Consider the following 15,098-nt stretch of genomic DNA (forward strand, 5'->3'; position numbering starts at 1 on the left):
GTCACCGGGCCCGCCGGGCTGCGCGAGCTGCTCGCCCAGCCGCCCGCCGAGGTGGTGCGGATCACCAGGGTCCCGAACCGGGCCAGGGCGCGGCGGAGGTGAGCGCGATGGTCATCGTGCCGTCGCTGCCGGTGTGGGCGAGCGAGCCGGTGGCGGCCGGGGCGTCGCCGCCCGTGCTGCCGGAGCCGCCGGAGGTCCCGGAAGTCGTGCCGGTCTGGGTGGAGTTCTGGTTGCCGCCACCGGTGCTGCCGGAGCCGCCGGTGGAGCCGGTGCCGGTGCCGGTGGAGGCGCCTCCCGGCACCTTCACGGTGAAGGCCGCCTTGTTGTTGTCCAGGTGGGTGTCGTACGGCGGCGTGCCCAGGTCGGCGAGCTGCGCGACCACGGTGCCGCTGGTCGTGGCCGGGGCGTCGGCGTCCACCTTCACCTTGAAGGTCAGCTTCTGCGTGTGCCCGCTGTCGAAGATGCCGTCGAGGTCGCACGTGTACTGCGGAGCGCCGAGCGCGGGATCGCGCGTGCCGTTGTCCCACGGGACGCACCCGGCCGGCACCTGCGTGGCGGTGGTGCCCTTGGGGATGTCGACCATCACCGTGAGCTGGTCGTCGTACGTGTACCGGTTGACGGAGGCCGGCCCCAGGTTGGTGGCCGTGGCGGTCAGCGTGGCCGTGTCGCCGGGCTTGGCCGTGGCGGTGTCACCGGTGAGGGCGATGTCGGCGGTGTTGGCCGCGTAGATGCTCTGCCGCCCCTGCCGTCCCTGCTGATCAGGGTCGCCCGGCCGCGCGTTGCCGTCCGGTACGAGGGTCAGGTCGCCGGCGCTGGTGCTCTTCGGCGTCGTCGGCACGCTGCTGGAGGTGACCGTCGGCACGTAAGTGAAGATCTCGTAGAGCGCGGACTTCTTCACGTCGAGCTTCAGCGGCGTGGACAGCCGGTACTTCTTGCCGGGTTCGATCGGCGTGGAGAAGTGGCATGTCGCGACCGTCGCCTCCCACTTCCCGGCGGCGTCGGCGTAGTCGCAGTTCGGGAAGTGCGTCGCGAAGGACAGGCCCGGGGAGATCGCGAACCGGTAGTCCGTGGTCGCGGCGGTCAGCGAGCCGATGTTGGCCACGGTGAGCGGCTTGGTCAGGGTGGTGCCGGGCTTGACGTGGTCGATCTGCGGGAGGCTGTTGACGGCCAGGTCGACCGAGCCGACGCTGACCTTGACGGTGAAGGGCGCGATCGTCACGCCGGACGCGGTGGCGTTGATGACGGCGGTGCCGCTGGCGCCGAGCTTGGCGTCCGGCTTGGCACTGATGTCGACGATGCCGCCGCTGCCGTGCGGGCCGACGTCACCGCCGGGGAAGGTGCACAGGCCGTTGACGCAGTAGTCGTCCGTGGTGGTGGCGAACGAGCTGATGCCGGTGATGTCGACGGTGACACGCACGTCGTGAAGGGTGCTGCCCTTCGAGTCCAGCCCCCAGCTGACCTGGCCTTCGCCGTCGTCGGGCACCGCGAGCCCGACCGGCGTCCTGGCGGACAGGGTCGGTGCGGACCCGTCGTCCGCGTGGGCCGAGCCGGTGGTCAGCGCCCCTCCGAACAAGGTGACCGCCATCGCGGCCAGGGTGGCCGCCCATCGGCGCCATATGCGTGAGGACATCGTGCGGTCTCCCCCAGGATTCTCGGAGTACAGCTCCAGGACACCCCGTCCGACCGCCGAGCACCTCCGATGGTTGCCCCCCCCCCGCAGCCGGGCGAAGAGGGGAGGGCCTGGTGCAGCGGCCCGGAGATCGCACGGCGGGAGCGGCGCACGGCGTAGAGGAGCCCGTCCGCCGCCTGGGATGAACTCCTCCAGAACCCGGTCGGCTCCGGGCTGATCGCCTCCGGGGCCGCACGGGCCTTCGTCCGGGACCGGCCCGCGAACCGGCCGGCCCCGGACGCGTCCGGGTCAGGGGTCAGGGGTCAGGGGTCAGGGAGTGCGGACCCAGAACTCCACGGACAGCGGCGGCACCGTCAGGGCGAGGGTCGGGCCGCCGAGGGTCGCGAGCGTCTGATTGTGGGTCGCGGGCCCGAAGCGGTGCCCCTGGAAGGTGGACGCGGTCTGCGTGTCGACGGTGTAGCTGAAGGAGTCCGTCGTGGAGCGGTTCGTGACGGCGAAGACCTCCTTGCCCTGGGCGGTCTTCCAGGCCATGATCCGCTGGTCCTCCAGCACCGCGGACTCGTCGACGCCGTAGCGCACCGAGTCCCACGGCAGGTAGCGGACGAAGCCGGCGACCGCGTTCCAGTTCTGCGGGTTGAAGTCCCAGTGCCCGACGGGGATGTCCGGGAAGTGGCTGAAGTCGGTGTCGCCCGGCGGCCGCCAGTAGCCGAGCGAGTAGCCCGGGGCCTCGGCGTTGGTGGTCGGCTTCAGCGCGTGCAGCCAGAACCAGGTGGGCGCGTCCTGGAACACCATCCAGTTCATGATCGACTGGGCGGTGTTGAGGGTCCGCACGTCCGACGTGGAGTTGTCCAGGTACTCGAACTCGTTGTTGAAGACGAGCTTCCCCGCGGCGCCGGAGGTGTAGTCGCCGGTGATCTGCTCGTTGCTGTCCGAGCCGATCCGGTGATAGGTCCACGCGTCCACGCAGGACAGCGCGGCCGGATCGGCCTTGATCGCCTGCCCGAAGGAGCCGCTCCAGCCGTCGAGGCTGTTCGCATGGATCATCACCCGCGGGTACTTGGCGCGGATCTTCGGGGCGACCGCGGCGAAGGTCTGGTGGTACTCGGCGGCGGTGTAGACGCAGGAGGAGTACGCCGTTGAGTACACCGGCTCGTTCTGCAGGCCCCACATCGACACCGGTACGCCCAGCGAGGTGAGGTAGTCCAGGTCGTGGACCATCGCGTCGCCGAGCGCGTCGAGGTCCGCCGCCGCGAAGGAGGCGAGCGTGCCGCCGATGTAGGAGCCGTTGCTCTTCCAGCCGGGCGGGGGCGACCAGTACTCGGCGGAGATGCCCTCGATGCCGGCCTGACCGATCATGTCCGCCAGCAGCGCGGTCTGCCCGGGGTAACGGCCTTGCAGGTACCTGCCGGTGGCGTCCGTCCCCCGGTAGTACAGGCCCAACGCGAGCCGGCAGTAGCGGAATCCCCGGTCGTCGCGCACCTTGAGCATCTGCTGGTAGAAGCGGGTGCGCTCGCTGTCCGTCAGGTCGTACGGGACCCCGCTGACGGTCGCCGGCAGCCCGTCGTTGCCGGAGCCGATCGAGTCCGACTGGATCTCGAACCCGAGGCCGAGGATGGTCTGCTTGCGGGGCTGGTCGTAGCGGATGGTGTACGACCCGCTGGTGGCGGCCGCCGCCGACCATCCGCCGAGCGGGCCGAGCACGGCGGCGGTACCGGCGGCCGCGGCGCCGCCGAGCAGCGAGCGGCGGCTGATGAGGGGGCGCTCCGTACGGCTCATGCGACGTCCTCGATCCAGAACTCGATGGTGTTCGGCGCCACGGTGACGGCCAGGTCCGGGCCGGCCAGCCTCCCCGCGTAGACGTTGTTCCCGGCCAGCGGCTGGTCGTGCGGGCTCCACCGGAAGCGGTGACCGGTGAAGGTGCGGCTGCTGCCCGTGTCGAGGGTGAAGGTGTACGGCGCCGCGGTCGCCGTCTGGGCGTTGGGCACCCGATGGGTCATTGCGATGACGAGCTTGCCCTGCGGGGTGCGCCACGCCATGATCCGCTGGTTCACCGACGGCTTGCCGGTCGCCGGGTCCACCGGTTCCACGACGTGGTGGCGGACGGAGTCCCAGGGCAGGTAGGCGGCGAACCCGCTGATGGCGTTCCAGACCGGCGCGTTGTAGTCCCAGTAACCCGGCTTGACGCCCGCGTACTTGCTGTAGTCGTCATCGTCGCTCGGCCGCCAGACACCGAGGCCGTAGCCGACGGCGGTGTCGGTGTAGGTCGGTTTGAGGGCGTGCAGCCAGAACCAGGTGCGCGAGTTGGCGAACGTCATCCAGTTCATGATCGAGTGGGCGGTGTTGAGGGTGTTCTCGTCATTTCCGGTGGTCGACCCCTCCCACTCGAACTCGTCGTTGAACACCTCCCGCCCGAGCGCGTTTTCGAGGTAGTAGGACGGCGCCGAGATGAGCTTGTCCGGGTTGGTGCTCGTGTAGTGGTGGGTCCAGGCGTCGACGTAGCGCAGCGCCTGTCCGTCGCCGCGCACGCTCGTGCCGAAGGCGCCCGACTGGCCGTCGCGCGAGTCGACGTGGATGACCACGTGCGGGAATGCCTCCCGCACCTTGGGGGCCACGGCCCGGAACGTCTGCAGGTAGGTGTCGCCGGTGTAGCCGCAACTCCCGTAGGCACGGTCCCAGTTGCCGGGCTCGTTCTGAAGTCCCCAGAAGCGGACCGGCAGTCCGTTGTCCTCCAGGTAACGCAGATCCTTCACCACCGAGTCGCCGAAGTGGTCGAGGAAGGCCGCGATGTCGCCGTGGTACTGGGGGTGGGTGGTGCTGAAGGTGGGGGCGAAGCAGGCGAGGGTGCCGTTCATCAGGCTCTGGGTGGACTTCCAGTACGGCGCCGGGGTGAAGTACGTCGCGGCGAGGCCGTCCAGCCCGGCCTGGACGGTCATCTCCCGCAACTCGTCCATCTGGGTGGGCCATCGGCGCACGATCTGCTTCTTGTCGTCCGAGACCCCGCGCAGCCAGATGCCCTGCCCGAGCCGGCAGTACCGGAAGCCGTGATCGGAACGGCCGGCCTTCAGGATCTGCTGGTAGAACCGGGTGCGCTCGCTCGCCACCAGGTCGTGAGGCACTCCGGAGATCACCGGGTCGTTCGGGTCCATCTCGTTGTCGGTGGCCCCGATGTGGTCGGACTGGATCTCGAAACCGAGGCCGAGGATCGTCTGGCGGGCCCCGCCGGGATCGCCCTGGATCACGTAGTCGGCGGTGGTGGGGGCCACTGCGTGAGCGCGCGGGGTCGCGGTGATGCCGAGGGCGGTCCCGGCGCCTGTGGCGGCTAGGAGTCCGAGCAGGGCGCGTCTGTTGGGCGATGAGCTGCTGGGGGGCGGGGGTTGCGTGGTCACGGTGACTCCTCCGGGGAGAAGGTGCGGCTCGTGGGTGGGGGTTGGGGGGGCGGTTCGGCGGAAGCGGGCAGGCCGGAAACAGGCGGGCCTGGAGCGGGCCTGGAACGGGCGGGGAACGGGCGGGGAACGGCAGGGTCAGAAGCGGGCGACGGTGTAGCGGTCGACGGCGGCGTCGTCGAGTTCGAAGCCCAGGCCCGGGCCGGTCGGGACGGTGAGGGCCCCGTCGCGGAACTCCGGCGGGTTGCGCAGGATCTGCTCGCGGATGGGGTTGGGGAGCCGGTTGTACTCGTAGGTGCGCAGGTTGGGGGTGGCGGCGCACAGCTGGAGCGCGGCGCACAGGCTGACGCCCGAGCCGACGCCGTGCGGGGCGATGTCGACGTGGAAGGCGGAGGCGAGGGCCGCGAGCCGGGTGGCCTCGGTGATGCCGCCGCTGCGGGCGACGTTCGGCATGAAGACGTCGATGGCGCGGTGCAGCAGGGAGTCGCGCAGGTCGAACCGGGTGAAGTGGGTCTCCCCGTTGACGAGGGTGAGCCCGGTCCTGCGCCGCAGTTCGGCGAGGTTGGCCAGGTCGTCGACCTGGAGCGGTTCCTCGTACCAGGAGATGTCCAGGTCGCGCAGGACCGCGCCCACGCGGGTGGCCTCGTCGAGGTCGTACGCGCAGTTGGCGTCGGTGAGGATGCCGATGTCCTCGCCGACCGCGGCACGGACCGCCCGCAGGTGGGCGCGGTCGACCCGGACGCCCCGGCCGATCTTGACCTTCAGCGCCCGGAACCCCGCCTCGACGAAGCCGAGCGCCTGGCGCGCCGAGTCCTGCGGGTCGGCGTGCAGCGCGACGGGGCTCGCGTAGCACTCGACCCGCTCCCGGATCGGGCCGCCGAGCAGCCGGTGGACGGGCAGGCCGGCGAGCTTGCCGCGCAGGTCCCACAGGGCCAGGTCGACTCCGGCGATGGCTTCGAGGTAGAAGCCGCGGTTGTGGCCGCCGGCCGCCTGCCCCTGGAAGAGCCGTTCCCACACCGCGGTCGTGGCCAGGGCGTCCTGGCCGACCAGCAGCGGGGCCAGCACGGTGGAGACGACGGTGGCGGTGACCTCCGGGGAGGGCAGGCCGTAGCACTCGCCGATCCCGACGCTGCCGTCCTCGGCGTGCACCTTGACCAGGGTGGCGTACTGGCCGCGCCGGGGCAGCACCAGGTGGCTGGAGGCCGGGTAGCGCAGCCAGCCGGGGACGTCGTCGGGCGAGTCGTAGAGGTCGTCGAAGCTGGCCGACAGGGCCAGGGTCTCGACTTTGGCGATACGAAGGGGGGCGTTGCTCACGGGGTTCTCCACGTGGTCGGTGGCCTGCTCGGGTGGTGCGCGGCCGGAGTCATGCGTTGATGGCGCCGAGGGTCCCGGTCTGCTCCTGGGAGGTCTCGCGGCCGGAGAAGACGGCGACGGCCGTCACCACGCAGCCGGCGATGACGTACAGCGCGACGGGCGTGATCGAACCGCCCGCGGCGACCAGGGCGGTGCCGATGAAGGGTGCCGTGCCGCCGAACAGCGCGCCGCCGATCTCCCGGCCGGCGCTGACGCCGCTGTAGCGCACGCGCGCGTCGAACTGCTCCGCCACCAGCGCGGCCTGCGGGCCGAACACCATGTCCTTGCAGATCGGGATGGCCAGCACCATGGCGAGGAAGATCAGCGGGGTGCTCCTGGTGTGCAGCAGCGCGAAGAAGGGGAAGGCGTAGCCGACCGTGCAGACCAGGCCGACGGCGATCATCAGGCGTCGCCCGATGAGGTCGGAGAGCCAGCCCCAGAAGGGGATCGAGCCGATCTCCAGGGCGGAGGCGAGGGCGATCGCCCACAGCATGGTGGTCTTCGACAGGTGCAGCGTGCCGGTCGCGTACGACAGGGCGAACGCCTGGATGAGGTAGCCCCAGACGAAGCCCGAGACGGTGATGCCCATCGTCCGCAGCACCGCGCCGGGCTGCTTGCGCAGGGTGAGCAGCAGCGGGAAGCGTACGGTCTCGCCGCGGTCCTCCAACTCGGCGAAGACCGGCGTCTCGTCGATGCCCCGCCGGACGACCAGGCCGAAGACCACCAGGACCGCGCTGAGCAGGAACGGCACCCGCCAGCCCCAGCTGTCGAACGAACCGTCGGGCAGTTGGGACGCGAGGGCGAACACACCGCTGGCGAGCACGAATCCGGCGCCCGTGCCCATCGCCGGGATGGCGCCGAAGAGCCCTCTTCTGCCCGGCGGCGCGTTCTCGACGGTGAGCAGGGTGGCGCCGGCGAACTCGCCGCCCACCGCGATGCCCTGGCACACCCGCAGGAACACCAGCAGGACCGGGGCCCAGACGCCCGCCACCGCGTGGGTCGGCAGGACGCCGACCAGGGTGGTCGCCACGCCCATGCCGAGCATCGTGATCAGCAGGACGTGCTTGCGGCCGATGCGGTCGCCCAGGTGACCGAAGATCACGCCGCCGATGGGCCGGGCGGCGAAGCCGACGCCGAAGGTGGCGAAGGAGGCGAGCGTGCCGCCGACGGAGGAGGAGCCGAAGAAGAGCGGGCCGAACACTAGGGCCGAGGCCAGGCCGTAGAGGTTGAAGTCGTACCACTCCATGACCGTGCCCACGGTGCTGGCGAGCATCGTGCGCCGGTCGGTGCGGTGCTGGGCCATGGTCACGTTGCCGTCTTCGGTCGTCGTCGCACTGGTCATGGGACGCGTTCACCACCTTGGAAGGGGGACGGGGACGAGGCAACCGTATGAGATATACGAAATAAGAACCAGAGGCCGGGGGAACATTCCCGAAACACTTCGCGCCGCGCCACACCGGGCACCCTCCGTGACCGTCGGGCGGTACGGGGTCACCGCAGCGCGCTGCCCGGTTCGGCCCGCAGGAGCGGCAGTTCGTGCCGGGCGGGCAGCCCTTCCCAGTCGCCGTACGAGGCGACGGCGAACGCGCCGGTGCACACCGCGCGGCGCAGCCGGCCCTCCGGGGGCTCGCCGTCGAGCAGCGCCGACAGGTAGCCCGCCACGAAGGCGTCGCCCGCACCGACCGTGTCCCGTACGGGCACGCGCTCGGCCGGCAGTGACGTGGAGCCGTCCGCCGTGAAGACGTCCGCCCCGGCCGCTCCGCGCTTGACCACGACCTCGCGGACGCCGGCCGCCAGCAGCGCGTCCACCCGGGCCCGTTCCGTGCCGGCCGACTCGGGTGCGGCGAGGGCGAGTTCGTCGTCGGACGCCACGAGCACATCGACGTCGCGCACCAGCGGCCGCAGCGTCCGGCCCGCCTGGGCGCGGGACCACAGCCGGGCGCGGTGGTTGACGTCCAGGCAGACCAGCGATCCCGCCGCGGCGGCGGCCCGCACCGCCGACTCGACCGCCCGCCGGGGCTGCTCGCCCAGCGCGGCGGTGATCCCGGTGACGTGGACGATCCGCGCCCCGGCGGCGAGCGCGGGCGCCAGGTGGGCGGCGGTGATCCGGGAGCCGGCCGAACCGGAACGGTAGTAGGTCACCCGCGTCAGGTCGGCGAGCCTCGGCTCGAACACCACGAGGCCGGTCGGTCCCGCGTCGGTGCCGCCGGCGCAGGAGACGTCCACGCCTTCCGCCCTGAGCGTGCGGGTCACCAGGCGCCCGAACTCGTCCGCGCCGGTGAGGCCCGCCCAGCGGACCCGGTGCCCGAGCCGTGCCAGGCCGATGGCGACGTTGGACTCCGCGCCGGCCACCGACAGGTCCAGCGAGCCGCCCAGGAGCAGTGGCCCCCGGGCCCGCAGCGCGGCCATCGTCTCCCCGAAGGTCAGTACGTCGATCACCGCGACTCCCGGACGGCCAGGGCACGGAACCGCGCGGCGCGCTCGGCCAGTTCGCGCTGTGCGAGGCCGCCGGCGCCGTCCGCGGCGTCGCCGACCAGCGGCCCGCCCACGCCGACGGCCACCGCCCCGGCGGCGAGGTAGCCGCGGGCCGCGTCGGCGTCGATGCCGCCCACCGGCACGAAAGGCACCTCGGGGAAGGGGGCGCGCAGCGCGCGCAGGTGCGGCACGCCGCCGAGGCCGGCCGGGAAGAGCTTGACCGCAGCCGCCCCGCCGGCGACGACCGCCGCCACCTCGGTCGGGGTCAGCGCGCCCGCCAGCACCGGCAGGCCCGACTCCCGGCAGGCGGCCACGGCTTCGGTCGCGCCCGGGGTCACCGCGAATCCGGCGCCCGCTTCGGCGGCCCGGCGGGCGTCGCCCGCGGTCAGCACCGTCCCGGCGCCGAGCAGCGCGTCCGGGCCGAGCGCCGCACGGGCCCGTTCGATGACGTCCAGGGCGCCGGCGCCGGTCAGCGAGACCTCGACGAGGCCGATGCCGGACCGGACGAGGGTGAGCACCGTGTCGAGCGCCGCCGACGGGTCGGCGCCCCTGACGATGGCAAGCAGCCGTTGGGCGCGTAGCGCGGAGAGGAGATCGTCGGGCGTCATGGGAGCCTCCGGAGAACCGTTGCCGTTATTTAGTAGATCGTATACCTTTCCTTCCAGCCGCTCCCCCGGTCCGCCCCCGGCCCCTCATGGGCTCGGACCGCCCCACCCCAGCTGCGCGAGGTAGCCCGCGATGACACGAACAGTCCTGGTCACCGGGGCGGCGGGCGGCATCGGCCGCGCCGTCGCCGCCCGATTCGCCGCGGACGGCCTGCGGGTGGCGGGAGTCGATCTCGCCGATCCGCGGCTGCCCGGCGTCTCCTACCACCGCGCGGACGTGACGCGGGCCGACGAGATCGCCGCCGCCGTGCGCGAGGCGGCCGGGGAACGCGGCGGGCCGGACGTCCTCGTCGCCTGCGCGGGCGTGACCGAGGGCCGCCCGCTGCACCTCACCACCGAGCAGGAGTGGAACGCGGTGCTGACCGCCAACCTCACCTCGGTGTTCCTGTGCGTCCGCGAGGTGCTGCCGGCCATGATCGAGGCGGGCTCAGGCGCGGTGGTGACCGTCGGCTCGGTGCTGCACCGCACCGCCGCCCCCGGCCTGCCCGCGTACGCCGCGGCCAAGGGCGCGCTCGCCGCGCTCACCCGGCAACTCTCCGTGGACTACGGCCATCACGGGATCTCCTTCGTCACGGTCTCCCCCGGCTGGGTCCGCACCCCGGCCACCGAGTCGCGGCTCGGCGGCGCGGAGGACCTGAGCAGGCTGCGCGAGAGCAACCCCATGCGCCTGCTGGCCTCGCCCGAGCAGGTCGCGTCCGCGGTGGCCTTCGCCGCCTCGCCCGACGCGGCACTGCTGACGGGCGGTGAACTGGTGCTGGACGGTGGCGCGTCCGCGGTCAGCCCGGCGAGCCTGCTGCGGGACGGGCACCGGGAACGGATGGGGCTTCCCCCGCTGCACGGCGAGCCGCGCTGACCCGCGCGGAGCCGTGACGGTCGGGCCTCCGGCGGTCGACGTGACAACGGTCGACGTCACGGCGATCGACGTCACGGCGGTCGGCCTCACAACGGTCAACGTCACGGCGGTCGACGTCACGGCACCCGGAAGCCGGCCGCCCGCGCGGGGACGAGCGGCGGATATCGCATACGATGAACGTATGGCAGAGAACAGCTGGGCCACGAGGCTGCCCACGGTGAAGAGCAAGGCGGACCTGGTCTACGACACTCTGCGCCAGGCCATCGTCACCGGGGATCTGCGGTCCGGCGAGCGCATCAACATGGACGAGCTCGCCCGGAACCTGGGCGTCAGCAAGATCCCCATCCGCGAAGCCGTCAAACGCCTGGAGTCCGACGGCCTGCTCAGCTCCCAACTGCACGCGGGCGTCACCGTCGCCGAGATCGACAAGACCGAGATGCGCGGCGTCTTCCTCGCCCGCGAGGCGATCGAGACCCTGGTCACCCGGCTCGCGGCGGAGCGGGTGGACGACAAGCTGCTGGCCGGCCTGGCGCAGGTCCAGGCCGCGATGCGCGCGGAGCTCGACCAGGGGGCGACGGAGCGCCTCCCCGAACTCAACTCCGACTTCCACCGGTTGCTGTCCGAGGCCAGCGGCTACCGCATCCTGGCGGAACTCACCGAGCAGTTGCTGATGACCATCCGCCGCTACCGCATCACCATGCCGCGCGACGCGCAGAACTGGCGGGCGGTCCTCCAGGAGCACGAAGCCATCATCGCGGCGCTGCGCCAGGGCGACCCGGAAGCGGCGGCGGCCGCCGCCCAGCACCACACCGCCTCCCAGGCCGGCCACGAGATCTCCGACAACGGCTGATCGCGGCGCGGTGACCGCCCCTCGCACGGGACTCGGCCGCCCGCCGCCCTCGCGTCAGCCGTTGCCGCCCGGTACGTGCCTCAGACGTGCAGCTCCGGGGGGAAGCCGGTCCAGCGCAGCTCGACGGGGAGGTGGCCGGTGTCGTTGAAGAGCAGCACCGCCGGGGGGCGGTCGGGTGCGTAGCGGATGACTGTCAGGGCCGCGTTGGCGTGGTTGATGCCCAGCCACCGCCACTTCGGCGCGTCGAGGGCCGCGCGGAGCAGCCAGCCGACGAGGAAGTTGTGGGTGACGACCAGCTCGTGGCGCGGCTCGTCGCCGGCGACGGGTCCGGTGAAGTCCGCGAGGGCCGCGGCGGCGAGCCCGGGGCCCTGCTCGCGTTCCTCGGCCGTGAACTGGCCCAGGAACGCGACCCAGTCGTCGGCCGCCTGCGGCGGCAGCTCCTCGCGCGCCGGCAGGTAGGGCATGTAGTCGCCGGCCGTGTCGGAGCGGCGCAGCGGAACGCCGTCGAGCTGCTCCCCGACCAGGCGGGCGGTCTGCTCGGCGCGGGCGAGCGGCCCGTGGTGGATCGCCGCCAGCGGGACCCCGCGCAGCCGCTGCCCCAGGAGGGCGGCCTGCCGGCGCCCCGCGTCGGTCAGTTCGCTCTCATCCGCCGAAGCCTCGCCGTGCCGGGCGAGATAGAGGTAGCGGGCGGCCGTTCCGGACATAGGCGGGTCCTCCACGGAGTCGATCTTGCAGACCCCAGGGAGGACGCCCCTGCGCACGGGCCCGGTTCCACGCGGGCGGAGCGGGGCCGGGCGGGCGGGTTTCTACCGGCCCTCCGGTTGGTCGAGTTGCTCCAGGGCATCGCGCAGGGCGGCCCGGGAGGTGACGCCCAGCTTCGGGAAGAGCTGGTGGAGGTGGGTCGAGACGGTCCGGGGGGACAGCAGGAGGCGCTGCCCGATCTGCTTGTTGGTCAGGCCGGTGGCCGCCAGGCGGGCGATCTGCGACTGCTGCGGGGTCAGGGCCGGCCCGCGGGGCGCGGTGCGGGCGAGCACCGGGATGCCGCAGGCCCGCAGTTCGGTGTTGGCGCGCTGCGTCCACGGGTGGGCGCCGAGCCGCCCGAAGGTCTCCGCGGCGCCGGCCAGGTGCCGGCGGGCCCGGGCCGGGGCCTTGCCGCGGCGCAGCCGCTCGCCCAGGTACAGCTGGATACGGGCGTGGTCGAAGGGCCAGCGCTCCGCCCCGTCGACGGCCAGCGCGGCGCCCAGCCCCCGTACCGCCTCCTCGTCGCTCTTCGCCGCGAGCGCGGCCGAGGCGAGCAGCACCGCGGCCAGACGGGGTGAGACCGCGGCGAGGCCGGCGTCCCGGGCCGCCGTGACGTGGTCGGCGGCCTGCTCGCGCCGCCCCGTGCGCACGGCCGCCTCCACCTGGTCCAGGATCGCCCACAGCGCGTGCCCGGCGAAGGGCGCGAAGGTCCCGGTGGGCGTGATCGTGCGGGCGTGCCGGTACGCCTCGTCGAAGGCGCCCTGCGACAGGGCGGCCAGCGTCCGGACGTGGGCGGCGTAGCAGGCGACGGCGTGGCCTCGGCGGGACCGCGCCCACTGGTCCATCTGGTCGGCGAGCCGGTGGGCCGCCGGGTGGTCGCCGCAGGCCGCGTGCACGCAGCCCAGCACGAACGTGCCGGTCCAGGAACGCAGCGGATAGTCGAGTTCCTCGCACCAGCGCAGACCCCGCTCGGTCACCTGCCGCAACTCGGGCCACTGGCCGGTGAACCAGGCGTGGCTGCTCCACAGGAACGACGCCTGGATGGCCGGGAAGATGTTCTCCCCGGTCAGCCCGCCGCGGGCGGTGAGCCGCAACGGCTCCTCCATCGCCCCGAGCCGGTCGCCGTAGGCCGCGGCTGTGGCGATCCGCACGATCCGTACCGGGTCCGACGTACCGGGAAGCGCCCGGATGGCCGTGTCGAGCCGGTCCCAGTCGGCCGGGCGGGCCCGGGCCGGGTCGGCGAAGGTGGCCCGCAGCAACCGCAGGGTGTCCGGGACCGAGCCGCACCTCGCCACGGCCGCGTCGTAGTCCGACCACAGCTCGCGCCGGCCGCTGTGGACGCACACCATCAGCAGGGTGGACAGGGCTTCCTGGAAGGTGGCGTCCGCCAGGTCGTAGGGCTCGGGCTGAAGGGCGATCGCGCCGGACAGCAGGCGATGGGCCGTGTCGATGTCCCCGTAGCTGTTGAGCAGGTACAGCGCGGCGGCCACCGCGACGGCCAGGGAGTCCGCGTCGGGGGCGGCGTGCCGCGCGTCCTCCAGCAGGCGCGGTACGTCGCGTACGTCGCCGGTGAGGTTCGCGCCGACGTACGCGGCCTTCGCCAACCGCCGGGCGTACCCGGCGCCTTCCGGGCTCAGTTCCGCGGAACGGACCAGCGCGGCCACCGCGTTCGGCCCGTCACCGCGGCGGACGCTGGTGTCGGCGGCCTCCTCCAGCAGCGCGGCGACCTGTTCGTCGGGATCGACGGCCGCCTGCGCGAGATGCCAGGCACGCTGCTCGGGGACCGCGATCCATGCCTGGGCCAGTGCGCGGTGCACGCTGCGCCGCTGGTCGCTGGTGGACAGGTCCACGACGGCGGAGCGGATGAGCGAGTGCCGGAAGGCCAGCCGCCCGCTCGCGTCGTCGACGCGTACGAGTTGCATCCGCTCGGCCGGCGCCAGGTGCTTCAGGCTGCACCGCCCGGCCACCGCGCGCCGCACGATCATCAGGTTGCCGCTGCCTTCCAACGCCGCGACGAGCAGCAGGTGCCGGGTGGCCGGCGGCAGCGGGGTGATGCGCGAGGCGAAGGTGGACTGGAGCCGCTGGGGCAGCGGGATGCGCTGCGGCAGGGCCTGGGACGCCCGCCGCTGGGACTCGGTCAGCGCGGCGGGGAGTTCCAGCAGCGCCAGCGGATTCCCTTCGGCCTCGGCGGTCAGCCGCCGTCGGACCCGGGAGGCGAGCGCCGGGAAGCGGCGGCGGAGCAGTTCGTCGGAGGCGGCCTCGGTGAGCGGGCCCAACTCGTGCAGCGGAAGGCCGCTGTGGTCGAAGAAGCCCTCCTCCCCGAGCCGGACCGCGCACACCAGTCCCGCGCCGGTGCCGGGCAGCCGGCGGGCCACCTGCCCCAGGACGACCGCGCTCGCCCGGTCCAGCCACTGCGCGTCGTCCAGCACCAGCAACACCGGTGCCGCACGCGAGAGATCAGCGGCCAGCGCCACCACGGCCTCGGCGATCCCGTCCTGCCCCGGCGCCGTGTCCTGCTCGACGCCGAGTGCGCCGGCCAGCGCGGGGACGTCCACCGCTCTCGCGCTGATCTCGGGTGTCGACGTGAGCAGTTGCCGCACGGCCCCGTAACCGGCCTGCACCCGGTACTGCACACCGACCGCGTGCAGTACCCGCATCCCCGCGGACTCGGCCCGCCGTACGGCGGCGGCCAGGAGCGCCGTCTTCCCGACTCCCGGCTCTCCCACCAGCGTCAGCGACCCGCCTTGGCGCGGGAGTTCGGCCAGGAACGCGTCCAGCCGATCCGTGTCGGCCTCCCGGCCGACCAGGAGGTCGTCGCTTCCGTCGCCGGACCGGTCGATCACCACAGCCCCCTACCGCGCCGCTGGGCGGGTGGCAACTCCCGCGGGGCGCACGTCCTATGTCGCACGAGGTGTCCCAGATGCTAACCCCGGCAGAACCGTTTCGCGCAGGCGGTACGGCCCCGCGACCAGCCCCGCTCTCCCGTCGGACCGCGCGCTCACCCGCCGCGACCGGACGACCGCGACCCAGTGGCCGCCAGGGGCCGACCGCTGCCTTTGGCACCGCGACCACGACCGCCGGACTACGTCACTTGACGGAATCGGCACGCTCCACCCGGCCCTTAATGTACCCACATGACGTCGTCCGT

The 15,098-nt window shown here is 73.0% G+C and carries 11 protein-coding genes; 2 read left to right on the forward strand and 9 right to left on the reverse strand.

Annotated features, from left to right (window positions below; all coding sequences use genetic code 11):
• Positions 1–61: 61 nt before the first annotated feature.
• The 7 genes from AB0399_RS31345 to AB0399_RS31375 form a co-directional block, all read right to left on the reverse strand.
• A complete protein-coding gene (locus AB0399_RS31345) occupies positions 62–1,630 on the reverse strand; it encodes a hypothetical protein (RefSeq protein WP_366413625.1) in 1,569 nt (522 codons plus the stop codon).
• A 309-nt stretch (positions 1,631–1,939) separates the two neighbouring features.
• On the reverse strand, positions 1,940–3,406 hold the full coding sequence (locus tag AB0399_RS31350; RefSeq protein ID WP_329367850.1) for a hypothetical protein: 1,467 nt from the start codon (positions 3,404–3,406) through the stop codon (positions 1,940–1,942).
• Complete coding sequence (locus AB0399_RS31355; protein WP_366413626.1) at positions 3,403–4,893, reverse strand: hypothetical protein; 1,491 nt, start codon at positions 4,891–4,893, stop codon at positions 3,403–3,405. The genes AB0399_RS31350 and AB0399_RS31355 overlap by 4 nt, the downstream gene beginning before the upstream one ends.
• Before the next feature lie 258 nt (positions 4,894–5,151).
• Positions 5,152–6,327, reverse strand: a complete 1,176-nt coding sequence (locus tag AB0399_RS31360) for a mandelate racemase/muconate lactonizing enzyme family protein (protein ID WP_366413627.1) — start codon at positions 6,325–6,327, stop codon at positions 5,152–5,154.
• A 49-nt stretch (positions 6,328–6,376) separates the two neighbouring features.
• A complete protein-coding gene (locus AB0399_RS31365) occupies positions 6,377–7,708 on the reverse strand; it encodes an MFS transporter (RefSeq protein WP_329367846.1) in 1,332 nt (443 codons plus the stop codon).
• A 149-nt stretch (positions 7,709–7,857) separates the two neighbouring features.
• Complete coding sequence (locus AB0399_RS31370; protein WP_329374196.1) at positions 7,858–8,802, reverse strand: sugar kinase; 945 nt, start codon at positions 8,800–8,802, stop codon at positions 7,858–7,860.
• Positions 8,802–9,449, reverse strand: coding sequence for a bifunctional 4-hydroxy-2-oxoglutarate aldolase/2-dehydro-3-deoxy-phosphogluconate aldolase (locus tag AB0399_RS31375; RefSeq protein ID WP_366413628.1), 648 nt, complete (start codon positions 9,447–9,449; stop codon positions 8,802–8,804). Before AB0399_RS31375 ends, AB0399_RS31370 begins: the two co-directional genes overlap by 1 nt.
• A 130-nt stretch (positions 9,450–9,579) precedes the next feature.
• On the opposite strand from AB0399_RS31375, the gene AB0399_RS31380 reads away from it, so the two are divergent.
• The gene (locus AB0399_RS31380; RefSeq protein ID WP_366413629.1) at positions 9,580–10,359 is read left to right on the forward strand and encodes an SDR family oxidoreductase; all 780 of its coding nucleotides are present in this window, start codon (positions 9,580–9,582) and stop codon (positions 10,357–10,359) included.
• 181 nt (positions 10,360–10,540) lie between these two features.
• On the forward strand, positions 10,541–11,209 hold the full coding sequence (locus AB0399_RS31385; RefSeq protein ID WP_366413630.1) for a GntR family transcriptional regulator: 669 nt from the start codon (positions 10,541–10,543) through the stop codon (positions 11,207–11,209).
• A gap of 80 nt (positions 11,210–11,289) precedes the next feature.
• Here the strand turns inward: AB0399_RS31385 and AB0399_RS31390 are convergent, their stop codons facing one another.
• Both AB0399_RS31390 and AB0399_RS31395 read right to left on the reverse strand, forming a co-directional pair.
• Entirely contained in the window at positions 11,290–11,913 is a 624-nt protein-coding gene (locus AB0399_RS31390) for a histidine phosphatase family protein (protein WP_329367839.1), read from the reverse strand.
• 102 nt (positions 11,914–12,015) lie between these two features.
• Positions 12,016–14,793: an AAA family ATPase gene (locus tag AB0399_RS31395; protein ID WP_366413631.1), complete on the reverse strand. Its 2,778-nt coding sequence runs from the start codon at positions 14,791–14,793 to the stop codon at positions 12,016–12,018.
• Positions 14,794–15,098: the final 305 nt, after the last annotated feature.

It is taken from the genome of Streptomyces sp. NPDC088194, from assembly GCF_040702025.1.
Taxonomy (GTDB): domain Bacteria; phylum Actinomycetota; class Actinomycetes; order Streptomycetales; family Streptomycetaceae; genus Actinacidiphila.

Excerpts from the sequence above, each read along its gene's own strand:
- AB0399_RS31345 (WP_366413625.1), bottom strand. The coding sequence starts at position 1,630 with ATGTCCTCACGCATATGGCGCCGATGGGCGGCCACCCTGGCCGCGATG.
- AB0399_RS31350 (WP_329367850.1), bottom strand. The coding sequence starts at position 3,406 with ATGAGCCGTACGGAGCGCCCCCTCATCAGCCGCCGCTCGCTGCTCGGC.
- AB0399_RS31365 (WP_329367846.1), bottom strand. The coding sequence starts at position 7,708 with ATGACCAGTGCGACGACGACCGAAGACGGCAACGTGACCATGGCCCAG.
- AB0399_RS31375 (WP_366413628.1), bottom strand. The coding sequence starts at position 9,449 with ATGACGCCCGACGATCTCCTCTCCGCGCTACGCGCCCAACGGCTGCTT.
- AB0399_RS31380 (WP_366413629.1), top strand. The coding sequence starts at position 9,580 with ATGACACGAACAGTCCTGGTCACCGGGGCGGCGGGCGGCATCGGCCGC.
- AB0399_RS31385 (WP_366413630.1), top strand. The coding sequence starts at position 10,541 with ATGGCAGAGAACAGCTGGGCCACGAGGCTGCCCACGGTGAAGAGCAAG.
- AB0399_RS31390 (WP_329367839.1), bottom strand. The coding sequence starts at position 11,913 with ATGTCCGGAACGGCCGCCCGCTACCTCTATCTCGCCCGGCACGGCGAG.